Origin of the sequence: Providencia sp. PROV114 (assembly GCF_032704305.1) — a bacterium.
In the GTDB taxonomy this organism is placed as follows: Bacteria; Pseudomonadota; Gammaproteobacteria; order Enterobacterales; family Enterobacteriaceae; genus Providencia; species Providencia rettgeri.
The window spans coordinates 2,699,886-2,721,274 of sequence record NZ_CP120528.1; the positions used below are offsets into that span (position 1 = coordinate 2,699,886).

General features: G+C 43.1%; 24 protein-coding genes. 5 read left to right on the forward strand and 19 right to left on the reverse strand.

The window, feature by feature from the left end:
- Window positions 1–16: 16 nt before the first annotated feature.
- The 10 genes from flgK to flgB all read right to left on the reverse strand — a co-directional run bounded on the left by flgK (window position 17) and on the right by flgB (window position 9,335).
- The gene (gene flgK / locus P3L37_RS12075; RefSeq protein WP_110731852.1) at window positions 17–1,660 is read right to left on the reverse strand and encodes a flagellar hook-associated protein FlgK; all 1,644 of its coding nucleotides are present in this window, start codon (window positions 1,658–1,660) and stop codon (window positions 17–19) included.
- A 141-nt stretch (window positions 1,661–1,801) separates the two neighbouring features.
- Window positions 1,802–2,782 carry a flagellar assembly peptidoglycan hydrolase FlgJ gene (flgJ, locus tag P3L37_RS12080; RefSeq protein WP_109911162.1) on the reverse strand — a complete coding sequence of 327 codons (981 nt, stop codon included), beginning with the start codon at window positions 2,780–2,782 and terminating at the stop codon, window positions 1,802–1,804.
- Window positions 2,782–3,885, reverse strand: a complete 1,104-nt coding sequence (locus P3L37_RS12085) for a flagellar basal body P-ring protein FlgI (RefSeq protein WP_109911161.1) — start codon at window positions 3,883–3,885, stop codon at window positions 2,782–2,784. Before P3L37_RS12085 ends, flgJ begins: the two co-directional genes overlap by 1 nt.
- A gap of 35 nt (window positions 3,886–3,920) precedes the next feature.
- Window positions 3,921–4,703 (reverse strand): flagellar basal body L-ring protein FlgH, encoded by a 783-nt coding sequence (locus P3L37_RS12090; RefSeq protein WP_004909879.1) that lies wholly within the window; start codon window positions 4,701–4,703, stop codon window positions 3,921–3,923.
- A 70-nt stretch (window positions 4,704–4,773) separates the two neighbouring features.
- Window positions 4,774–5,556 (reverse strand): flagellar basal-body rod protein FlgG, encoded by a 783-nt coding sequence (gene flgG / locus P3L37_RS12095; RefSeq protein ID WP_004909875.1) that lies wholly within the window; start codon window positions 5,554–5,556, stop codon window positions 4,774–4,776.
- An 18-nt stretch (window positions 5,557–5,574) separates the two neighbouring features.
- A complete protein-coding gene (locus P3L37_RS12100) occupies window positions 5,575–6,330 on the reverse strand; it encodes a flagellar basal body rod protein FlgF (RefSeq protein ID WP_109911160.1) in 756 nt (251 codons plus the stop codon).
- A gap of 15 nt (window positions 6,331–6,345) precedes the next feature.
- Window positions 6,346–7,614, reverse strand: coding sequence for a flagellar hook protein FlgE (gene flgE / locus P3L37_RS12105; RefSeq protein ID WP_004909872.1), 1,269 nt, complete (start codon window positions 7,612–7,614; stop codon window positions 6,346–6,348).
- A 27-nt stretch (window positions 7,615–7,641) separates the two neighbouring features.
- Window positions 7,642–8,499, reverse strand: a complete 858-nt coding sequence (locus P3L37_RS12110; RefSeq protein ID WP_004909870.1) for a flagellar hook assembly protein FlgD — start codon at window positions 8,497–8,499, stop codon at window positions 7,642–7,644.
- A 12-nt stretch (window positions 8,500–8,511) separates the two neighbouring features.
- Entirely contained in the window at window positions 8,512–8,916 is a 405-nt protein-coding gene (gene flgC / locus P3L37_RS12115) for a flagellar basal body rod protein FlgC (protein WP_004909868.1), read from the reverse strand.
- A gap of 5 nt (window positions 8,917–8,921) precedes the next feature.
- Window positions 8,922–9,335: a flagellar basal body rod protein FlgB gene (gene flgB, locus P3L37_RS12120; protein ID WP_110731851.1), complete on the reverse strand. Its 414-nt coding sequence runs from the start codon at window positions 9,333–9,335 to the stop codon at window positions 8,922–8,924.
- A 206-nt stretch (window positions 9,336–9,541) separates the two neighbouring features.
- Here flgB and flgA point away from each other — a divergent pair, with 206 nt between their 5' ends.
- From flgA to P3L37_RS12135, 3 genes are all read left to right on the forward strand, one after another.
- The gene (gene flgA / locus P3L37_RS12125; RefSeq protein ID WP_110731850.1) at window positions 9,542–10,210 is read left to right on the forward strand and encodes a flagellar basal body P-ring formation chaperone FlgA; all 669 of its coding nucleotides are present in this window, start codon (window positions 9,542–9,544) and stop codon (window positions 10,208–10,210) included.
- Window positions 10,211–10,579: 369 nt separating this feature from the next.
- Window positions 10,580–10,882, forward strand: coding sequence for a flagellar biosynthesis anti-sigma factor FlgM (gene flgM, locus P3L37_RS12130; protein ID WP_004909864.1), 303 nt, complete (start codon window positions 10,580–10,582; stop codon window positions 10,880–10,882).
- A gap of 11 nt (window positions 10,883–10,893) precedes the next feature.
- Complete coding sequence (locus P3L37_RS12135; RefSeq protein WP_110732275.1) at window positions 10,894–11,334, forward strand: flagella synthesis protein FlgN; 441 nt, start codon at window positions 10,894–10,896, stop codon at window positions 11,332–11,334.
- Window positions 11,335–11,508: 174 nt separating this feature from the next.
- Here P3L37_RS12135 and P3L37_RS12140 read toward each other — a convergent pair whose 3' ends face one another.
- The 3 genes from P3L37_RS12140 to flhB form a co-directional block, all read right to left on the reverse strand.
- Complete coding sequence (locus tag P3L37_RS12140) at window positions 11,509–11,700, reverse strand: hypothetical protein (RefSeq protein WP_231136804.1); 192 nt, start codon at window positions 11,698–11,700, stop codon at window positions 11,509–11,511.
- Between the two features lie 191 nt (window positions 11,701–11,891).
- The gene (gene flhA, locus P3L37_RS12145) at window positions 11,892–13,991 is read right to left on the reverse strand and encodes a flagellar biosynthesis protein FlhA (protein WP_004909858.1); all 2,100 of its coding nucleotides are present in this window, start codon (window positions 13,989–13,991) and stop codon (window positions 11,892–11,894) included.
- Window positions 13,984–15,135, reverse strand: a complete 1,152-nt coding sequence (gene flhB / locus P3L37_RS12150) for a flagellar biosynthesis protein FlhB (protein ID WP_109911158.1) — start codon at window positions 15,133–15,135, stop codon at window positions 13,984–13,986. Before flhB ends, flhA begins: the two co-directional genes overlap by 8 nt.
- Window positions 15,136–15,418: 283 nt before the next feature.
- On the opposite strand from flhB, the gene P3L37_RS12155 reads away from it, so the two are divergent.
- Both P3L37_RS12155 and P3L37_RS12160 read left to right on the forward strand, forming a co-directional pair.
- Window positions 15,419–15,559 carry a CcdB family protein gene (locus P3L37_RS12155; protein WP_227024189.1) on the forward strand — a complete coding sequence of 47 codons (141 nt, stop codon included), beginning with the start codon at window positions 15,419–15,421 and terminating at the stop codon, window positions 15,557–15,559.
- Window positions 15,560–15,574: 15 nt separating this feature from the next.
- Window positions 15,575–16,132, forward strand: a complete 558-nt coding sequence (locus P3L37_RS12160) for a hypothetical protein (protein ID WP_109911156.1) — start codon at window positions 15,575–15,577, stop codon at window positions 16,130–16,132.
- 51 nt (window positions 16,133–16,183) lie between these two features.
- Here P3L37_RS12160 and P3L37_RS12165 read toward each other — a convergent pair whose 3' ends face one another.
- The 6 genes from P3L37_RS12165 to P3L37_RS12190 form a co-directional block, all read right to left on the reverse strand.
- Complete coding sequence (locus P3L37_RS12165; RefSeq protein ID WP_004909849.1) at window positions 16,184–16,501, reverse strand: helix-turn-helix transcriptional regulator; 318 nt, start codon at window positions 16,499–16,501, stop codon at window positions 16,184–16,186.
- 86 nt (window positions 16,502–16,587) lie between these two features.
- Entirely contained in the window at window positions 16,588–17,226 is a 639-nt protein-coding gene (locus P3L37_RS12170) for a protein phosphatase CheZ (protein ID WP_109911155.1), read from the reverse strand.
- A gap of 24 nt (window positions 17,227–17,250) precedes the next feature.
- Complete coding sequence (gene cheY / locus P3L37_RS12175; RefSeq protein WP_004909843.1) at window positions 17,251–17,643, reverse strand: chemotaxis response regulator CheY; 393 nt, start codon at window positions 17,641–17,643, stop codon at window positions 17,251–17,253.
- Window positions 17,644–17,684: 41 nt separating this feature from the next.
- Window positions 17,685–18,752, reverse strand: a complete 1,068-nt coding sequence (locus P3L37_RS12180; RefSeq protein WP_004909841.1) for a chemotaxis response regulator protein-glutamate methylesterase — start codon at window positions 18,750–18,752, stop codon at window positions 17,685–17,687.
- Complete coding sequence (locus P3L37_RS12185; RefSeq protein ID WP_004909839.1) at window positions 18,752–19,588, reverse strand: CheR family methyltransferase; 837 nt, start codon at window positions 19,586–19,588, stop codon at window positions 18,752–18,754. The genes P3L37_RS12180 and P3L37_RS12185 overlap by 1 nt, the downstream gene beginning before the upstream one ends.
- A 133-nt stretch (window positions 19,589–19,721) precedes the next feature.
- The gene (locus P3L37_RS12190) at window positions 19,722–21,290 is read right to left on the reverse strand and encodes a methyl-accepting chemotaxis protein (protein ID WP_109911154.1); all 1,569 of its coding nucleotides are present in this window, start codon (window positions 21,288–21,290) and stop codon (window positions 19,722–19,724) included.
- Between the last annotated feature and the right edge of the window lie 99 nt (window positions 21,291–21,389).

A 21,389-nucleotide genomic window follows, 5' to 3' on the forward strand; every position in this document is an offset into this window, starting at 1 on the left:
ATCCTATCGCTAATATTTAGAATGCACGCATCAATGCGTTAAATAAATCATCCACCGTTTTTAGCACTTGCGCATTGGCATTGAAAAACTGTTGGATTTTCTGCATCTGAATACTTTCTTCATTCATATTCACGCCCGAGATAGCTTGTTCTTGCTCATAGAAGCTCTCGGTCATCTTGTTCTGTGTTTCTGAATCAATTTGCGCTTGTTTAGTTTTACTACCCACATCATTAACTAACGTTGCATAGAAATCGGAAAACGTAGAACTACCATCAATCAGTTTTTCGTCTTGTAATTTAACCAGTTCTTTAATGTTTTCATTGTCACCAGGGCCACTGTCTTTGCTTCCCGCTGCCGCAAAATCGGATGCATTGCTGACCAAGGTCTGCATACCGTTGATCACACCACTCACTGGCTTCACCAGAAATGAGTCACCTTTTGACATACCCGTACTATTGCTGATTTTGATTTCTAAACCATCAAATTTCAGTGTCCCTGCCGTATTTGAATCCACAGGTACTTTGGTACCTTCTGGTAAACGTGTGACATTCCATTCACTGCCGTCAAAACGCATCTCGTAGTTATTGCCTGTGACTTTAGACACATCGCTATAACTGAGATCAAAGTCCGCTTTGCCACTATTATGGGTGTTGCTAACGACAGTTCCTTTACCAATTTCAAAGAAGTCTTTGCCCGTGTTGCCGTTGGCATCATAACCTTTGCTATGTACTTCATTGAATTTAGTCGCGAAAACTAATGCTAACTTATTGAGTTTTTGATAAGCCGGGTCCATGACTTCTTGGCGAGAACGCAAAATACCACTGAGTTCCCCACCACGAAATGATTCGTCAGGAATTTCGCGGACTTGGCCATTAGCTCCAACAAAGCCAATACTAAAACGGCTATCATCTTTAGAAGACGGAACCGCTTCCAGACGATTAGCTTTCTCCCCCGTGACTAGTGGTAACCCATTGGCAAAGGTCACATTATAGTTACCGTTTTGCTCAATAACCTTCACTCCAATTAATGAGTTAATTTCATTGACTAAACGGTCACGCACGTCTAATAAATCGTTTGGCTCTGAACCACTTACTGAACGGATCCGTGAAATTTGCTGGTTTAAGCCGGCAATTTTTTCAGCGTAGATATTGATGTCTTTTACTTTATTTTCTATCTGATGATTGGTATCGCGTTCCATTTCCTGCAGACGACGATCCGCTTCTTTAAACTGGCTTAGTAGTGCATTTGAATTGCCTAAAAAAACGTCAATCAACGTTTTGTCACTTGCATCACTGCTAGCTGCATCTAACGCGGTGAAAAAGCTACCAATATTGCTTGAGATATCTTCAATATCATTAGTAAGCAAATCATCAACTTTATTACAATTCTTAACGTACGCCTCATAGTCGCCACTACGTGCGCGGGATTGGCTGTACTGCGCATTGATAAATTCATCAAACTCACGGCGAACATGGCTGAAATAAGTGCCGTTACCAAAATAGCCATTAGGTGTCATCGTACCGGGATTCTCCCCGAAAACAGCACTTTGGCGGTGATAGTAACCCACACCAGCGTTGGCTAAGTTGTTAGAAATAACACTTAACCCGCCTTGTGCAGCGTTCACACCACTGAGCGCATTATTCATTACATTGTTCAGCATAAGCTTTTCCTGTTCTGGGTGCTTATCGCCACCATTGGCTGACACAATGAAAGCGATAGCAACTCAAATTATTTAGAGCATATTTGGTTATCGGAAATTCAGCGTAATTGTTTAGTCCAAACTCCCAATAATTCCGTATTTTTAGAAGATATCGTTCAAATCTATGGTATATGCCTGTACAGCCCTTGAAGCAGAATGACTACCTATTGGTTGATGACCACGTATTTGATTAATCAAAGTAATCAGTTTGTCCGAATAACTCGGGTCTGTGGCATATCCTGCTTGATGTAAACGGCGTGCAGCAATCTCTGGTGTCGGCGCTTTTTTGACGTCTTTATAACGCGGGTTTTCTGTCAATAGATTGATATAATCCGCAATCGCCTCTTCATAAGAGCCATAAACGCGGAAATCATCACGTATTTTGATGGTTTTGCCGTTAATCACTTCTGTTGTCATAATATTCGTAACAGGCCCTTGCCAGTTTTTTCCCGCTTTGATCCCAAATAAGTTATGACTGGTTTTTCCATCTGACTTCAGAATTTCTCGCTGACCCCAACCACTTTCTAATGCCGCCTGTGCTAATACCAGAAAATGTGAAATACCGCTGTCTTGGCTCGCGGCTTTTGCGGGGCCAATTAATCGGCTAATAAAATTGCTGCTGTTAAGCGATAATGCTTTGATTTTTTGGAATGGTGCCGATAGTGCATCGCCCATTGGCGCAAAGTGTCGCATCATTTGTTCCATATTAAATGGTGGTAATGATTGTGCTGTTTTTTCATCTAACGCTAGTAAGCTGTTGGATGTTGGCTCGCTTGAAGTATGTTGGTCTCGAGTGAGCTGTTGGTACATCATTTCCCCGAAACCTAAACCTTTTTGCGAAAGATCTTGGGCGATTTGCTGGTCATACATACTGGTCAGCATGCGTGTTTGGTCGCTGGAAAATAAGCCATCTTGCGGGAGTGCGTCACGCATACTTTTTAGCATCAATTGAACGAATGTTGCCTCAAGTTGCTGCGTGACATGGCGCAGCCCTTGCTCCGAATTTTTATTCAGTTCACCTTTTAACTGCCCCAGTGACTGTAAATCAAATGCGGCACCTTGCAATAGCTGCATGTCACTCATTAGATGATCTCCAGTTTCGCGCGTAAACAACCTGCGCTTTCCATCGCTTGTAATATCGACATCAAATCGTTTGGTGTTGCACCGAGTGTATTCAGTGCTTGAATAACTTGGTTTAATTGCACACTTGCATTGACTTTTTGCAGCGCCCCACCTTGATCACGCACCCCAACATTGGTATTACGAGTCACTACGGTTTGCCCTCCCGCAAATGGGGTATCCGGTTGGCTAACTTGAGTTTGTCTTTCTACCGTAACCGCTAAACTGCCGTGTGCAACAGCACAGCTATCTAAAGTGACACTGCGGTTAATCACCACAGATCCCGTACGTGAATTGAGAATGACTTTCGCCTCAGCCACTGGCGCACGTACATTCAGTTCCTGTACCCGGGCTAAAAAACGCACTTGGTCACGGTTATTGGCAGGCACCAGTAGTTGTACCGTTCTTGAATCTAACGCCGATGCAGTCCCCATACCGCCCATACGGTTAATTGCATCAGCAATATCTTGTGCCAATGTGAAGCTATCTTCGTTTAATTGCAGGTTAATCGCACCGTTTTGCCCGAAACTGCTCGGTAATTCGCGCTCAATAGTCGCTCCACCTGTAATACGGCCACCATTGAGTTGATTAACCTTAATACTACTCCCACCGCCACTGGCACCCGCACCACCCACTAAGATGTTACCCTGAGCCATTGCATAAATTTGCCCATCTACCCCTTTTAGGGGGGTCATCAGCAGCGTACCACCACGTAAGCTTTTCGCGTTACCCATTGAGGAAACAACAATATCTACGGACTGCCCAGTACGTGCAAAAGGCGGCAATTTCGCGGTGACCATGACCGCTGCCACATTCTTTAATTGCATATTGGTACCCGGCGGAACCGTAATCCCCATTTGTGACAGCATGTTATTCAAGCTTTGTGTGGTAAACGGCGTTTGCATGGTTTGGTCACCTGTCCCATCCAGACCAACGACTAAACCATAGCCAATCAACGCGTTATCTCGTACACCTTGTACGGTAGTTAAATCTTTAATACGCTCACTGTATGCTGAAAAAGCGAAGCAAAAAAATAGTGATAGCAAAATTATTACTTTATTTTTCATTGAATTATCTCGGCTGTTTTCTCGCTAATGTTTAATTAATAAGGCGAAACATTTAAGAAAAAGCGTTGTAGCCATCCCATGTTTTGCGATTCGTTAATATAGCCGTCGCCCACATATTCAATACGTGCATCAGCGACTTGTGTCGAACTCACATGATTGTCTGAACCAATTGTGCGTGGGTTAACCACTCCCGAGAAACGAATCGACTCAGTACCTTGGTTTATCGCGATACGTTTCTCACCAACCACATGTAAGTTACCGTTCGCCAATAATTGATCTACTGTGACAGTAATGGTGCCTTTAAAGGTGTTGTTGGCATTGGCACCGCCTTTGCCGCTAAAGTCACTGTTACCTTTAATATCTAATTCTGTGTTTTTACCGCCAATCCACCCTTGCATGAAACCCGGTAAGATCGCAGCTAAGAAACCTGTTTTCCCACTACGATTCGCATTCGCAGAGGAATTTTTGCTCGCACTTACGTTTTCTTGCAAATTAATGGTTAAAATATCGCCAACATTACGAGGGCGCCTGTCTTCAAACAACGGTTGATAACCATAATAAGCGGGTTGCGCGCTTTGAAATATCGAGCCATTGGGTGCAGGTGCTGTCGGTGCTGTTGGAATTGCAGTGGTTTGTGTGTCCACTAATGGACGCGATTTGATTTGTGCACAACCGCTGGTAACTAAGACCAAAATGGCAAGTAACCCTGCCTGTTTAGGCGCTATGAAATGCGTTAGCAACGCTGTTTTTTGCTGTTGAGAAATCGTGCCGCTTTCAATCATCATGTTACTCTTTTGCTGCTGTGTACGTTTTATCATCACGAAGAGATCCCTCTCATTGATAACTCATCACTATCGCAATGAGTTATTTTTACGTATTTTTTACCAATTACAATTGCGTTAAGCGCTGTAACATTTGGTCAGAAGCGGATACCGCCTTACTGTTGATTTCATAAGCACGTTGAGTTTGGATCATGTTGACCAACTCTTCTGCCACGTTAACGTTAGAGGTTTCTAACATATGTTGATAAAGTAAACCGGCGCCGTTAGTACCTGGTGCGCTCTCATTTGGTGCACCAGAACTGGCCGTTTCCATATACAGGTTTTCACCCATACTTTCCAAACCGGCGTCATTGATGAAGGTGGTTAATGTTATTTGGCCAATTTGCTGTGGTTGGTTATCGCCATATACAGTGATAGTCACGGTACCATCGCGCGCAATTGACAAGCTATTCGCGTTATCGGGGATCATAATCGCAGGAACGATTTGATAACCACTTGAGGTCACTAACTGGCCATCTTGGTTTGGCTGTAATGCCCCATCACGAGTATAAGCATCTGTACCATCCGGCATTTGCACATGTAAAAAACCTTGCCCTCTGATAGCGATATCGTTGGTATTTCCCGTTTTATTTAATGCGCCTTGCGCATGAATACGCATTGTGGCAACAGGGCGTGAACCTGTACCCATTTGTAAACCAGATGGTAACGAAGTTTGTTCTGAACTCATGGCACCCGGCTGGCGAATATTTTGGTACATTAAATCTTCAAAAACAGCACGTTGGCGCTTAAAACCATTCGTACTAACGTTGGCTAAGTTATTGGAAATAACATCAAGGTTAGTTTGTTGAGCATCAAGCCCTGTTTTGGCAATCCATAATGAGCGGATCATAATAATTCCTTTGTGAAATTAGCTAACAGCGAGCAGTTGGTTCGCCCGTTGTGCATTTTCATCAGCACTGCGGACAACTTTCATTTGCATTTCAAAGTGCCTTGCATTAGCAATCATAGAAACCATCGCTTCCGCGGCATTGACATTACTGCCTTCAATGACTCCCGCGGTGACAATTCCTCGTTCACTTTGTGGCAAAGCATTGCCATTTGCCGCTTGCCCTTGTGGTGATAAATGGAACAAACCATCTTCGCCACGGATCAAGTCTTGCGGTTGCGCTTCAACCACTTTCAAACGCCCGATTTGCCCTAACATCGTTGGCGGGTCAGTGGCTAAAAGTGCGGTAACTGTCCCGTCTGCACCAATGGTTAATTCTGCATTTGGCGGAACGTTAATCGGCCCACCATCACCTTGTAAGCGGCGCTCGCCAATGACAAGTTCACCTTCGCTAGACACTTGGATGTTGCCGTTACGGGTATAAGCCTCTGTGCCATCGGCTAACTCAACAGCCAAAAAATGCTTATCGTTTAACGCAACATCGGTTTGTTTACCCGTATAATTGAGTGGCCCTTGGCTCATATCAGCACCAGGAGTCGATGCCACCACCAGCGTTCTGGTTTGCTCGCTGTCACCATTTATTGGAACGGCACGCATTGCGGACAATTGCGCTTTAAAGCCTGCAGTTGACACATTGGCAATGTTATTTGAAACAATCGCTTGGTTTTCCAGCGCATGACGCGCTCCCCCCATCGCGGTATAAATGACGTGATCCATGGCCACCCTCTTGTTTTATCGTAAGTTAACCAGCGTCTGTAACATCTGATCTTGTGTTTTTATGGTTTGCGCGTTTGATTGGTAATTACGCTGCATCACAATCATGCTGATTAACTCTTGGCTCATATCGACGTTAGAAGATTCCAATGCACCACTGGTTAATTTACCAAACTGGCCGACACCCGGAACACCGTCCATTGGGTTACCAGAGGCATTAGAAGAGGCCCAAACGTTGCCACCTTGGGATACCAGACCATTTGGGTTTGCGAACGCAGATAACGCCACTTGGCCAACCACACGTTTTTGTTGGTTAGAATAGTTAGCGGTAATCAAACCGTTATCTTCAATTTTAAAGGTGGTGTATTCACCAGCAGGATAACCATTCACATCAATCGCACTGACGGAAGATTCGCTGACTTTTTGTTGACGAGTTTTCCCTAAATCAACTTTTAAGGTGCCATCATTTGCACCATTTAGCCCTTTGTATGCAAAATCAAACGTTGTTTCTATTGGCGTTACAACAGGGTCATCACCTGGATTCGGGCCCGGTGTTACCGTTTCTGTCACCAATTTTCCGTTACCATCAAATGACATATCCCCCAGCTTAGTTGCTGCTGTGTCATTCGCATCTTTAGCGTAAGCCGTCCACTTGTTGTCCGCTGTTTTTACAAAATAAACAGAGATTTCATGCGTGTTACCTTGGCTATCATACGCCGTCATGGTTGTACTGAAATTATAAGTCGCGGAATCATCAGGGTTATCAACATCGAAAGCTTTATCTTTGATTTTGTCTTCTGAATTCAAATTAATGGTTAATTTCGCTAACTCCGATGCTTTTGCATCCATCATATCCGTTGGGATATTCAAGCCCTCAGGTACACCACCACTTTGAATGGTAACATTGCCTTTTTCGTCGACACTCGCAGGATAGCCTGTGACCACCATACCTTGGTTATTCACTAGGTTACCGCTTTTATCCCGTAAGAATTGGCCATCTCGGCTGTAATAAGTATCACCGTTTTGGTCTTGTACACGGAAAAAGCCATTTCCGGAGATAGCAACATCTGTCGCTCTATCCGTACGCGTGATTGGGCCATCTTTAAAATTTTGTGTCACCGCGGCCACATTAACACCGAGACCAACACCTGAACCTGCAAACATATCTGCAAATGAGGTTGTCGCTCCTTTAAAACCATTTGTTGCGGAGTTGGCAATATTATTACCAATTGAATCAAGCCCCGCTGAGGCTGCATTTAAGCCACTGACTGCTTGTGAAAAAGACATATTTTCTCCATGAGTATTGGGGGTAAATTAAGAAGATGGATAAACCTTGAAAATGCTGCTCAGCGGGACACTTTGCCCAATGCCAACATCAAGTAATGGTGCGTCAGCCCCTGGAGTCACACCGTTAACACGGGTATACCCCAGTTTGGTGACTTCGATTTCAGCCCCCGAACTGACGGCTTTCACATCAAAGTAATATTTTCCTGTTGTATCTGTGACTAAGTTTCCGTTGTTATCACGACCATCCCACGCCATATCATAGATATCGGGTTTAACTTCCGTATCATAGGTAATGGTTCGCACAACCATTCGGTTTTTATCACGAATAGTAATTTCAACTTTGTCTGCCAATTTCGGTAAAAAGAAACCAAACGGCGAAGAAATATATTCAGATTGCGGCTCTTCAGCGCCCTCTTCACCTTCAATGGCATCTTTGTTACTCAATCCAAACATTGAAGGGCTATTTGGGCTGATGCCTTCATCAGGAAGCGGGTTTGATGGCTTAGTCACATTGCTGTCTTCACCTGTGCTCTCTTTCTTGAGCGGCGCTAAGATGATTTCATTGCGCGGAATAAGCACACCCTTACCAACCAGCTGAGTGGCTTGTAATGACTGACCTGAACCAATTTGTTGGGAAATACCACTCACGCTATCGCTGAGTTTATTCATGCTTTCAAGCGTGGCAATTTGCGCCAATTGGCTGGTTAAGTCCGTGTTTTCCATTGGCTTGGTTGGGTCTTGGTTTTGCATTTGCGTGACAATCATTTTTAAAAAAGTGTCACGCATATCGTCACTTTGACTTTTCTTTGGCACATTACTCGCAGCTGGCTCAGGGCCAGCGGTTGTATTATCCAAAGGGTCGTACATTGTGGCTGCAATTCCCATGAAAACGCTCCCTTACTGGCCTATTGTGAGTGTCTTTTGCAGCAAGGTTTTTGCTGTATTCATCACTTCTAAATTGGCTTGATAGCTACGGGAAGCTGAAATGGTGTTGATCATTTCACCGACCATGTCGACATTTGGCATTTGCACATAGCCTTTTTCATTCGCTGACGGGTGGCCGGGCTTATATTCCATACGAGGTGGCGTAGGGTCTTCTATCAACTCGCTCACACGTACACCACCTACTTCATGGCGCCCTTGTGGTGCCATTTGAAAAACCACTTGTTTTGCACGGTATGGTTGGCCATCAGGCCCTGCTATACTTTCTGCATTGGCCATATTGCTCGCACTGACATTCAAGCGTTGAGATTGCGCGGTCAATGCTGATGCAGAGATATCAAAAATACTCAGTAAAGCCATGAAGATTACCCTTGCTGTAAGACAGCCAACATACTTTTGACGCGGCTATTGATGAATGTAAGGTCGGCCTGATATTTCAAGGTGTTATCTGCGAATTGGCTACGTTCAATGTCCATATCTACCGTATTACCATCCATTGAGGTTTGGTAAGGAACTCGATATTTCAGGTCAATATTGGGGGCTTTGCCTCCTCGCCCTTCGATATGCCCTTTCGAAGTGACAGCAAGAGTCACACCTTTTCCCCCTGCCACACCTTTATCCATGGCTTGTTGAAGTTGACGATTAAAGTCAATATCACGTGCTTGGTAGCCGGGTGTATCGGCATTAGCAATGTTTGAAGCTAATACGGTCTGCCTTGCTTCGCGTATTGACAAAGCCTGTTGCTGGAAAGCAAACGTGGCGTTTAATTTATCAATCATAGTGGCCCTCAATGGAGATAACGCGATCCCTGATTTGAACGTTCGCGAGTAAAAATTAAAATTCGACCTGCATATCTTAGCGGCCTACGAAAAATTCTAATGGCGAGATAAAGGCAAAATAATTGACCTATTTGGCTCATTCGTTATTTCAGAGCTGCGTAAACTGCAATCGTGAAAAAGTTTGCTTGCTGGGGGAGATAAAAGGGATGAATTACGCTAAAAAATTGCCATTTTACTTGATAATCAGCTTGTTAGGATTTACTCCAACACTTTCTCAAGCGTCGTTACCTCAAGATATCAACCAATACTTTCGCCAAATTCATGGTAAAGGCAAGCAAGTTTCAATTGAGATTAAAACGCCGATTGAGCGTTGGCCGACTTGTGAAAACCCCCAGCTCAACCCCCCAGTTGGTGGGCGCAATATGGGTAATGTTTCCCTACCGATACAATGTGGTAAGAAAAAGCAGTTTATTCAGCTTACCGTGAATGTGACAGGTCAGTATTACGTGGCAACACGTAATATAAATAGAGGGGAATCCATACAATTTGTCGATATCGGTACCAAGAAGGGCTTATTACATAAACTCCCCACAGGTGCAAGCACCGATAAAATCGCGCTACGTGGTGCGATAGCCCTGCGTAATATTCCTGCCGGGCAAACATTCACAAAATCAATGACAAGACAGCCTTGGGCAATAAAAGCGGGACAAACGGTATTTGTGTTCGCCAATGGTGATAATTTTTCAGTGAAATATGAAGGTCGTGCCATTAATAATGCCACTGCCGGCCAAAATACCCGAGTACGCTTGTTAAATGGGCAAGTGGTGAATGGGGAAGCGTTAGAAAATGGCAGTGTCCAAGTGGTATTGAGGTAAAGATAACCCCATTGATACGCTAAATAATTCGAGTTGCAGCTAGGCGACAAGTGAAGATAGACCGATGAACATACATGAGTCTATGATTCGGCTAGCTGAGTGCAGTCAACAACGCTGCAACTTGCAGTAATACGAGTATATACTCTAAATAATTCGAGTTGCAGCTAGGCGACAAGTGAAGATAGACCGATGAGCATACATGAGTATGTGATTCGGCTAGCTGAGTGCAGTCAACAACGCTGCAACTTCAAGTATGACGAGTATAGCTGGTGAATGATGCAATATTTTGTAACACTATAGACACTAAAGATTCATCAATATAAGCCGATAACTGACATATGACAAAAATCGGGAATAGGAAAATACATTATGGCTATTGAGCAAACATCTGCAATTTCTGCGCTGACTCAGGTGACAAACCGCGACCCACAAGATGCGGCTGCCCCGATGCGCGACAAAAAAGTATCCAGCAATGAAGTCGTTCAAGAGAGTTCTTTTGCGCCAAGTGAGTTACAAAAAAAATTATTGCAACCTCAAGCTAGCGATATTAACAGTGCTAAAGTTGAGCAAATCAAACAAGCTATCAAAGATGGCACCTTAAAAATGGACGCTGAAAAAATTGCCGATGGCATTTTACGTGATGCCCATGAATGCATGTTATCAATGAAATAAAAATAGCCATCATGACTGACGAATTACTGATATTACTCGAGCAACAACTCTCTCACTTGCAATCATTACAGATAGTAATGAAAAATGAAGAGTTATTATTAGGTTATCACCGTGTACCACCTTCGCCTTTTCAAGAAACCACTGAACAAAAACGGTTTCTGGTTGCCGCAATTGGTCATGGTGAAACAAACCGCTTGGCATTAGAAGCACAAGCGGAGGTTAGTGCACCTTATGAGAACAATGACGCACTAGCTGGGGTATGGGAAGCCATTAAAACCTTAACCACCAACCTAAAAGAGCTGAATTATCGTAATCACCAGATGCTGCAATTGCATATTGAGCTAAATGCTCAGCGCCTAAACTTTGTGAAAAAGCATAATAACCAGTCTACTTATGGTGCTGATGGCTTAGAGTCAAAGCGCCCTGTATTAGGTAAGAAAATTTCAATTTAAGGTTGTTTTGTATTTTTAAACTAAAAAGGATTACCCTTTCATGTACTAGATAATAAACACCTTTTCATCAATTAGTTTGAGTAGCCTTAATGCTGCACCATTTGGTTTAATCTCCCCTCTTTCCCATTTAGAAACACTTTCCTTGGTCATATTTAATATCGAAGCGAGAGAAGATTAAGAAATATTATTTTGCTCACAAATACGTTTAATGTCTTCTCCTGTCATAGACTTAGGGTTGGTGAATTTTTTCTTAAGCTCTTGTGTTTTTATCCGCGCCTCGATACGGCAAGCCGCGGTGCCATCAGCACCACCAATTGCTTTCATTTCTTGAGCAAATTTCAGTAACTCATTTATTTTATTATTCATAATGAATCCCCACCAACAGGTTAGCTTCAACTCACTATAATTTTTACTATAGTAAAAATTATCATGGTTAAGGAAGAAAATATGCTAATTAAGCAAAGTCTTGGAATAAAAAAAGAGGAAAATTACCGTATCCTATTGGCAATTTTCCTCTTTTTAATACTGTAGCTAAATGGCAAATAATACCGATAGAATTAACTGCCGCTGATCATTGACGTCATTCTGATCTTACGGTGGTCAGTCATTTCTAAATTCGACATGACCACTAGCTGTGGCAGGCTGCGCCGCAAGAAACGCGACAAAATTAGGCGTAAGCCATGGTTAACTAATAATACCGTTGGGGCTCCCATCGCCTCTTGGTGTGCCACGGCTTGCTCTGCTTGGGTTTGAATAAACTGCGCCAAGTTTGGCTCTAAACCACCGCCATTTTTAGCGGCTTGCAGTAAGATTTGTTCAAGACTAGCTTCTAAACCAATAACTTGAATTTCTTCTGCATTACCAAACCATTGCTGGGTGATAGCCCGACCTAACGCAATTCTCACTTGTGACGTCAGGTAATCCGTATCTTTATTCTCACCATTTTCCCCCGCCATTTCAGCTAAGGTTTCAATGATGGTACGCATATCGCGGATTACCACATCTTCCATTAATAAATTTTGTAGTACACGGTGCAAAATGGTTAACGAAATGGTATCTGGGATCAGGTCATCTGCCAATTTTGGCATCTCTTTTTTCACACGATCATACAACATTTGTGCTTCTTGGCGGCCAAATAAGGTGCTGGAGTTTTGCAACAAAATTTGATTAAAATGAGTTGCCACTGCGGTACTCGCAGATACCACGGTATACCCTTGTATTTGCGCTTGCTCACGTAAATCATCATCAATCCAGATTGCAGGTAAACCAAATGCAGGCTCTTTGGTGACGTCGCCTTGTAACGACCCGGCGGCATTACCTGGGTCAATAGCCAGGCTACGACCAGGCTGTGCTTCTCCCCGCCCAACTTCTGCACCTTTGATCAGAATTCGATATTCACAGGGGGAAAGCGCCAAGTTATCGCAAATATGTACGACAGGTGGTAAATACCCCACTTCTTGAGCAAATTTCTTACGTAAACCACGCAGTCGCCCTAATAATTCACCTTGCTGGTCATTATCAACTAAGGGAATCAACCGATACCCCACTTCCATCGCCAACAAATCTTCTAGTTGCACGTCATCCCACGTGGCTTCAACCACTTTATTTGCTTCTTGGAAATGCTGCGATTGGCTATTATCTCCCGTGGCACTTTCGGGTTGTTGCGATTTACGCACTAAATACCAACCAAGGGCAGCCAGTGCAGCAGTAAATAGCAAAAAAACAAAGTTAGGCATACCCGGAATCAAACCGATTAGGCCTAAAACGCCTGCGCTCAACCACATCACTCGCGGGTTATTAAATAGCTGGGTGACCATCTGCTCACCCACATCTTCATCGGTTGCCACTCGAGTGACAATAACCCCAGCAGCCGTTGAAATAATCAAAGCAGGAATTTGCGCCACAAGGCCATCACCGATGGTCAGCAAGGTATACGCACTTGTCGCCTCACCCAATGACATATTGTGTTGACCAACACCGATAATTAACCCGCCAACCACGTTGATCACCATAATCATGATCCCCGCAATCGCATCCCCACGCACGAACTTACTCGCACCATCCATTGAACCGTAAAAATCCGCTTCTTGAGTCACTTCCGCACGGCGTTTTTTCGCTTCATCATCCGTAATGATACCTGCGTTCAAGTCGGCATCGATGGCCATCTGTTTACCCGGCATACCATCTAACACAAAGCGAGCGCCCACTTCCGCAATACGCCCTGCTCCCTTAGTGATAACCATAAAGTTAATCAGTACAAGAATAATGAACACCACAATACCGATGGCAAAGTTACCGCCCACCAAAAAGTGACCAAAAGCTTCGACAACTCGTCCAGCTGCATCTGGCCCTGTATGGCCATCTAACAAAATAATTCGCGTTGAGGCGATATTCAAAGAAAGGCGCAATAAGGTTGCAAATAGCAAAATGGTTGGAAATGCAGCAAAGTCTAATGTGCGCTTAGTGAACATCGCCACTAATAGCACCATAATAGAAAGTGCAATATTGAAGGTAAACAGTAAATCCAATAAAAATGCCGGCAATGGCAGTACCATCATCGACAAAATCAATAAGATAAGAACCGGTCCAGCAAGTATTTGCCACTGCGTTCCCTGTAAATTTTTCGGCAATTTTAATAATGAAGCCAAATTAGCCATCGCGATTGTTATCTCCAGCAAAGTCCAGCGTCGGTGGCACTGGCAAATTTTTCGGTTTTTTTGGTCTGAGCCCACCTTCACGGCGCCAGCGGCGCAATTGGTAAACCCATGCTAAAACTTCTGCAACCGCCGCATATAAGGCAACAGGAATGCTTTGGCCTATCTCCGCATGGCGATATAGCGCACGAGCAAGCGGCGGTGCTTCTAACTGTAATATTCGGTGCTCTTCACCAATTTCCTTGATGCGCTGAGCCAATACGCCCGCACCTTTCGCTAATACTTTTGGCGCCCCCATTTTTTTGTCGTCATATTTAAGGGCAACCGCATAGTGTGTCGGGTTAGTGACGATGACATCCGCACTTGGGACATCCGCCATCATTCGGTTACGCGCAATCGCACGCTGTTGTTGGCGAATTTTGGCTTTAATCTGCGGGTCACCCTCTTGCTGCTTGAATTCATCTTTAATTTCCTGACGACTCATGCGCAATTTTTTTAAATGGGAGCGAAACTGATAGAAAACATCAAAAGCCACCATCGGGATCAGCAAAAACACAATTAAATACCCGGCAAAAATGACTTTCTGTAGTGCATTACTTAGCGCCGTAACCGGTGATTCCATCACTAAATGCAGTAATGATGGCCAACTTTGCCAAAGAAAAATAAACGCCCCTAAACCCACAAATAACGATTTTAAAATTGCTTTAAATAACTCAGATAACGCATTCATCGAAAAAATACGCTTTAGCCCTTTGATTGGATTTAACTTTTTCAAATCAAATTTAATCAACTTGCTATTAAAAACGAGCCCACCCACTAACGATGACGCAGAAATCCCCACCAAAGCTAACCCACCAATCACGGGTAATAAGGCAAATAAAGCCTCACTGACAACACGTCCTAAATAGCTGATCATCAAGCCTGTGTTTTGTAAGTAATGACCATCAAAAATAAAACCCTGACGAGCTATTTGCCGCAGTTGTGCCGCCAAATGTCCGCCACTTAACCATAGCAAGCTCACGCCAGCTAACATCATCATTAGCGAACTCAATTCTTTTGAACGAACGATTTGCCCATCATCTTTGGCTTTTTGCTTTTTATGGGGGGTGGGCTCTTCTGTTTTTTCTACATCACTCTCGTCGGACACCGTGATTCCAAAATTTAATGAAAATACGAGTTATCGCTATAGCATGACAGAGTGTAAAAAAATCAATGGTGGAAAATAGACGTAGTTCAAGGGGGTTATTTGGCTATTGAGCAATAAGCATGCTTAATTACACATGCCTGAACACGTGTAATTAAGGAGATACCATGAGTACAATGACTCAAAGCATGAAAAAAACGCCAGTGTCACTATCGCGCCTGAACTTTATGAGCAAGCAAGGCTTGTTAAAAAAACATTATCTGTACGCCTAAATCCACAATTATCAATCAACGGGCAGGTTTTCATTTTAATGACTCATCAAATGGCTTGCGTCCCTCATTCATTATTAGGGAAAAAAATCGTTGACTTAAGTTGCCAACGAGACACCATTAAACACGCAATCGACTTACTTATTAATGGCTTTTAACAATAAAGGGTTATTATGGATACTTGCCACCTTGTTGCCCCAGATATTTCCTTAGAAGATGCCCCCAAACATGCCCAGCACATGCTTGACTGGCTAAAAGAACAAGGCATTATTGACCCACATTTCCAAGGCGTTGAATATGGTGAAGTCATTTATCGCCCTACACCCGCTCACAAAGAACCCATTTTGTACGTCATTAATGATGAAATCGTCCCAACCCAACTCCCGGAAGATATGCTAAAAAATTACCTGTCTATCGTAACTGAACACACGGTTTTTCACGCAGGTGGCAATGGCCTCGGTATTTACTGCCCACAATGTGCCAGTGAACAAAGCGAACAGAGCCATGCATGGAGCGATACGGTATCTGATTGGTATGAGGGAAAACCAGAAAACCTCGCTTGTTTTTGTTGCGATTTTCATGGTCCACTTAATGCGTGGCAATTTGATCCGCAATGGGCATTCGGTAATTTAGGTTTTAGTTTTCATAATTGGGATGTCCGCGATGATTTTATTGAGCTATTTGCACAAATACTTGGCAGTAAGATCATCGCAGTCTATCAACATGATTAGCGATTAAATACTCACCTGAATACATATAGATTTACTTATACACTATATAATTCAGGGCTTAGAAGGAAAATCCAAGGTAAGGCTCAAGCCAACCGCTTCCGCATATTTTAATAATGTGCCTAATTTCGGGTCGAATTGCGCTTTTTCCAAACGCGACACGTTTTGCTTTTGAGTTTGCATTTTTTCTGCAATTTGCATCTGGGTTAAGTTATTGGCTAAACGCGCTTTTTTAAGTTGATTGATTAACGCTTGCCTCATTTGTAATTCTGAAGAGCACTCATCAACATCCCCGTTATTTTCTTGAACGATATCAGCTTGTTCTTTTTGTTCTTTAATCACGAAAGTAGAAATTAAATCGTTATTTATCATTGCAATCCCTTCCTTGTAACGCAAGTACAATAAAACTACCCTAATCCTATGTAATTAGAGTAGTTTAATTAAAAAAATGTCGGTAATTAGAAACCTAGCTCATCAAGTAAATCATCAACCTGAGACTGTGATGCCATGACATTAACGCCTTCTTTATTGATTTGCGGGCCATTGAGCAAACTTTCGTTTTGCGTTTTCGCACGCATTTCAGGTGGCGTATTTTCCATTAATAATGCAAGCAGTTGTTTTTCAGCTTCTTCAACCACTTCCATCATTTTTTTGATGACTTGTCCTGTTAAATCTTGGAAATCTTGTGCCATCATGATTTCCAACAACTCTGCTTTAGTCGTTTCGCTGTCTTGGATCACCTGTCCTAAAAAGGCTTCTGTTGACTCACGCAATTGTGCAGGAACCGCATCTTCGGCAGTTTCTTGCCACTGCTGTTGCAGCACCTGCGCATTTTTATTCATTTCCACTTGCAGTGGTTTGATGACATCAATGCCATTTAAGGTTTTTTCTGCCGCTTGCGCCGTCATTTGTGCGATATAACGCAGCCTGTCTTTTCCGTCTGGAATACTCGCCACGGCTTGTTGAACGCTTTTTTCTAGGCCCAATTCGCGCATACTTTCACGCAGGGTTCTCATTAGCGTACCAATGCGTGTAATGACTTGTTTTAAATCATCATTACCATTGCGAATACCTTCCATACCCACTTGTTCAGTCATGAAAATCTCCTTTGGCACGCACTGTTATTGCAGACCCATTTTTTCGAATACTTTATTCAATTTTTCTTCTAAAATAGCGGCAGTGAACGGCTTAACTACGTAACCACTCGCACCCGCTTGTGCAGCCGCAATAATATTTTCTTTTTTCGCTTCAGCCGTCACCATCAAAACTGGGATGTGCTTTAATGCATCATCACCGCGAATAGTTTTGAGCAGTTCTAAACCATCCATATTTGGCATATTCCAATCGGCAACCACAAAATCGATGCTGCCTGCACGAATTTTCTCTAAGGCATCAACACCGTCTTCCGCTTCTTCTATTTTATTAAATCCGAGCTCTTTTAATAAGTTACGGACGATGCGGCGCATAGTAGAAAAATCATCAACAACCAAAAAACTGAGATCTTTAGCGGCCATAACCACTCCTTCAAAATACAATTGTGAATTCCTGCCCCGGGTTAAACCGTGACAGAAGAAAGTCTTGCTAAAACACTTGGGGCAATCTTGAGAATATCTTGCACTTCATCCGCAGCTCCCATTTCAATCGCAGCACGCGGCATACCAAATACCACACAACTACTTTCGTTTTGTGCGTAAGTGATTGCCCCCTGCTTACGTAAATTTAATAGTCCTTTCGCTCCATCCATCCCCATTCCCGTCAATAAAATACCAATGCATTTTCGCCCAACACATTGAGCTACTGAATCGAACAACACATCAACAGAAGGACGGTGCCGGTTAACAGGTTCGCTTTGCTGTAAAATGACTTGAAATCCCTTGCCTTTATCGGCAATCAACATATGCGAATCGCCTGGTGCGATATATGCATGGCCTTTTTGTAATAGCTCGTTGTGTTCAGCTTCTTTTACGGTCAATACACACAGCTTATTTAAGCGATCAGCAAAAGAACGCGTAAAACCCGCAGGCATATGCTGAGTGATCACGACAGGTGGGCATTCATGAGGTAACATTTCCAGAAATTGACGTATCGCCTCTGTTCCACCTGTCGATGCGCCAACCGCAATCACACGGCTGTTACAAACATAGGGAGAGAGCGCTTTGGCTTGAGAAACTGGCTCACTGACCTTTTTGTCCGGACGAGCAAAACGGCTGCGCTGAGTAATTTTTGACATAGCTGCTGCGCGAATTTTTTCACCAATAATATCGCGATAACTCATCATGGTTTCACGAATACCAATTTGCGGTTTCGTGACAAAATCCACAGCACCTAATTCCAGCGCCTTTAATGTCACTTCAGAACCTTTCGACGTTAATGTTGAAACCATGACCACAGGCATTGGGTGTAAGCGCATTAATTTCTCTAAGAAATCAATACCATCCATTCGTGGCATTTCCACATCTAACGTAATCACATCCGGCTCATATTGCTTGATTAAATCACGAGCAACATAAGGGTCTGGTGCGGTATCAACCACTATCATGTCATCATGGCTATTAATAATTTCGCGCATTAATTGGCGCATCAGTGCTGAGTCATCCACACATAGCACTTTAATTTTTTTCATTACCCCCTCCTCGCCGCTTGCAAGCTGTAGACGGTTTGCCCTTTAATAACGAAACTTTGTGATAACTGCGATAAATTTTCAGAATGCCCAATAAATAACAAACCATCTGGCTTAAGCAATGGAGCAAAACGCTCCAGCATTTTTATCTGCATCTCTTTATCAAAATAAATCATGACGTTACGACAAAAAATCGCATCAAATCGATGTTGCATTTGCCAATCATGGTCACTCAAATTTAAATAACGAAATTCAATCATTTGGCGTAATGCTGGCTTGACTCGCGCATAGCCATCAAACTCGCCAACGCCTTTCATAAAATAGCGTTGTCTCTGTAATGCCGTTAAAGACTTCAGCTCTTCTATGCGATACACGCCTTGTTTCGCTTTTTCTAGCACTTCCGTGTCAATGTCACTGGCAATGACTTTGGCATTAATTGCGTTTGGCCCAAGCACATCACTCAATGTCATGGCTATCGAATATGGCTCTTCTCCTGTTGAAGATGCAGCGCACCAAATATTAATCGCGCTATTTTTACGTGTGCGAACAAAGTCTGCTAGCGTCACAAAGTGGTGCGGTTCACGAAAAAATGCGGTTAAATTTGTCGTCAGAGCATTCACGAAAGCTTGCCATTCTGCATGGTGAGGCTCACGCTCTAACATCCGTAAATAATCGGAAAAATTGTCGATATTACAATCACGCAACCGCTTTAACAGCCGGTTATAGACCATATTTTTTTTATTCATGGTGAGGACAATGCCTGATTTTTTATGAATAAATCGACAAACCCGACCAAACTCATCATCAGTCAGTGGTTCTACCTGTGGTACAAAAAGCATCGTACTTGTCGTCCTATTCAATAAAAACCCAGAGGCAGCCAGTTATTTGGCTGCCTTTTAGGATGGATAACCTAAGAAAAAATAACCAGTTACGATTATCCACCGAAAACTCAAAAACGAGTTTTCACAACACTTAACGCCGATTACGATTTAATTGACTTTCAGGTAATTCAAAGAATGCAACCGTATCAACTAAGTTGTTCGCTTGATCTTCTAGCGCTGCCGTCGCACTGGTCGATTGCTCAACTAACGCCGCATTTTGTTGTGTGACTAAGTCCATTTGGCTTACTGCTGTTGCGACTTGCTCAATACCACGGCTTTGCTCATTGGATGCAGAGGCAATATTACCCATTAATTCAGTAACTTGGTTAACTGCAGCAACCAATTCACTCATAGTTGCACCTGCTTCATTAACTAATTGAGAACCTTGGCTGACTCTGCCAACAGATTCATCAATCAAGGTTTTAATTTCTTTTGCCGCTTCCGCACTACGCTGAGCTAATGCTCTAACCTCACCAGCAACCACAGAGAAACCGCGCCCCTGTTCACCCGCTCGAGCAGCTTCAACAGCAGCATTCAATGCTAAAATATTGGTTTGGAAGGCGATGCCATCAATCACACTAATAATGGCACTGATTTTTTGTGAGCTATTGGAAATGGAAGTCATGGTGTCAATCACGTCTTCGGTGATCTCTCCGCCTTTCGTTGCGGTTTTCGATGCGCTAACAGCAAGTTCACTGGCTTGGCGCGCGTTATCCGCATTCTGCTTAACCGTAGCGGTTAACTCTTCCATACTGGCTGCGGTTTCTTCAAGTGATGCCGCTTGCTGTTCAGTACGTGAAGATAAATTATTATTTCCTAACGCGATTTCACGGATACCAGTGTACATTTGGTCCGTATTTGAACGTAGCGCTGTTACTGAAGTCGCTAGAGACTCCTGCATGTCTTTTAACTTACCAAACACTTCACCAATTTCATCACGGGTAGTGACTTCAATTTTCTGATTGAGTTTACCATCAGCCACTAATGCAAAGTGCTCTCCCATACTTTTCAATGGGTTAATCACTTTACGTTTCATCCAGTAGTTAACAAAAACAATAACGGCAAGGATAATAACAATCACTGAAGCGAATGAACTCCACGCAAACGTGTTATACATTCTTGCTGCTGCAAGAGATTCATCATTTTCAGCATTCAGTAATTCAAGGTATTCCTCGACAACTTGCTCCAACTGATCCTGGTTTTCTTGGGCAGGAAGTTCAATATAGGCTGCAATATCTTTATTATCTAAATGTGTTTTTAATGCTTTGAGTGTCAATACAAAGGCTTGATACCGAGCCTCAAGAGCGGCGAGATTTTCTTTCTCACTCAAAAGAGGCTGGTTTTTAAACGTGGTGTAATCTTTCTCAGCTTCTTCGAGTAATTTATCAAAAGTTACTCTCGTTTCTTCAATCAACGGTTCGTTACCACCCACTTTATGCAGCAAAGCAATTTGCGTTAAGCTGTTGCGTGCTTGCATTAGGTGTTTACTGGTTTCTTCAAGCATCGCTCGCTTATCAGACCCCAAATCAATACGCTCTAAAGATTTTAATTCACTTACAACAATCCCGACAGAAACCCCGCTAGACACAATCTGCATCCCACAAAATAAAATGAGAAGTAGATACAAACTCACCGAAATTCGGATATTTTTACCAAACATAGAAATCCCCACTTGTGCCAGCTAAGAGAACTGAACCTCTGAAACATTGCCTTGTTTTCTAATGCACAGAAACGCTGCAAAACCAAAGCCTTGCAGCGA

What these genes read in the sequence shown, in the direction of transcription:
- P3L37_RS12180 (WP_004909841.1), bottom strand. Translation starts at nt 18,752, where the DNA reads ATGAAAAAAATTAAAGTGCTATGTGTGGATGACTCAGCACTGATGCGC.
- flgG (WP_004909875.1), bottom strand. Translation starts at nt 5,556, where the DNA reads ATGATCCGCTCATTATGGATTGCCAAAACAGGGCTTGATGCTCAACAA.
- P3L37_RS12190 (WP_109911154.1), bottom strand. Translation starts at nt 21,290, where the DNA reads ATGTTTGGTAAAAATATCCGAATTTCGGTGAGTTTGTATCTACTTCTC.
- P3L37_RS12160 (WP_109911156.1), top strand. Translation starts at nt 15,575, where the DNA reads ATGGATACTTGCCACCTTGTTGCCCCAGATATTTCCTTAGAAGATGCC.
- P3L37_RS12185 (WP_004909839.1), bottom strand. Translation starts at nt 19,588, where the DNA reads ATGCTTTTTGTACCACAGGTAGAACCACTGACTGATGATGAGTTTGGT.
- flgC (WP_004909868.1), bottom strand. Translation starts at nt 8,916, where the DNA reads ATGGCTTTACTGAGTATTTTTGATATCTCTGCATCAGCATTGACCGCG.
- P3L37_RS12110 (WP_004909870.1), bottom strand. Translation starts at nt 8,499, where the DNA reads ATGGGAATTGCAGCCACAATGTACGACCCTTTGGATAATACAACCGCT.
- P3L37_RS12090 (WP_004909879.1), bottom strand. Translation starts at nt 4,703, where the DNA reads ATGATAAAACGTACACAGCAGCAAAAGAGTAACATGATGATTGAAAGC.
- flgE (WP_004909872.1), bottom strand. Translation starts at nt 7,614, where the DNA reads ATGTCTTTTTCACAAGCAGTCAGTGGCTTAAATGCAGCCTCAGCGGGG.
- flgB (WP_110731851.1), bottom strand. Translation starts at nt 9,335, where the DNA reads ATGATTGATAAATTAAACGCCACGTTTGCTTTCCAGCAACAGGCTTTG.
- P3L37_RS12140 (WP_231136804.1), bottom strand. Translation starts at nt 11,700, where the DNA reads ATGAATAATAAAATAAATGAGTTACTGAAATTTGCTCAAGAAATGAAA.
- P3L37_RS12135 (WP_110732275.1), top strand. Translation starts at nt 10,894, where the DNA reads ATGACTGACGAATTACTGATATTACTCGAGCAACAACTCTCTCACTTG.
- P3L37_RS12165 (WP_004909849.1), bottom strand. Translation starts at nt 16,501, where the DNA reads ATGATAAATAACGATTTAATTTCTACTTTCGTGATTAAAGAACAAAAA.
- flgJ (WP_109911162.1), bottom strand. Translation starts at nt 2,782, where the DNA reads ATGAGTGACATGCAGCTATTGCAAGGTGCCGCATTTGATTTACAGTCA.
- flgA (WP_110731850.1), top strand. Translation starts at nt 9,542, where the DNA reads ATGAATTACGCTAAAAAATTGCCATTTTACTTGATAATCAGCTTGTTA.
- flhA (WP_004909858.1), bottom strand. Translation starts at nt 13,991, where the DNA reads ATGGCTAATTTGGCTTCATTATTAAAATTGCCGAAAAATTTACAGGGA.
- flgK (WP_110731852.1), bottom strand. Translation starts at nt 1,660, where the DNA reads ATGCTGAACAATGTAATGAATAATGCGCTCAGTGGTGTGAACGCTGCA.
- flgM (WP_004909864.1), top strand. Translation starts at nt 10,580, where the DNA reads ATGGCTATTGAGCAAACATCTGCAATTTCTGCGCTGACTCAGGTGACA.
- P3L37_RS12170 (WP_109911155.1), bottom strand. Translation starts at nt 17,226, where the DNA reads ATGACTGAACAAGTGGGTATGGAAGGTATTCGCAATGGTAATGATGAT.
- cheY (WP_004909843.1), bottom strand. Translation starts at nt 17,643, where the DNA reads ATGGCCGCTAAAGATCTCAGTTTTTTGGTTGTTGATGATTTTTCTACT.
- P3L37_RS12100 (WP_109911160.1), bottom strand. Translation starts at nt 6,330, where the DNA reads ATGGATCACGTCATTTATACCGCGATGGGGGGAGCGCGTCATGCGCTG.
- P3L37_RS12085 (WP_109911161.1), bottom strand. Translation starts at nt 3,885, where the DNA reads ATGAAAAATAAAGTAATAATTTTGCTATCACTATTTTTTTGCTTCGCT.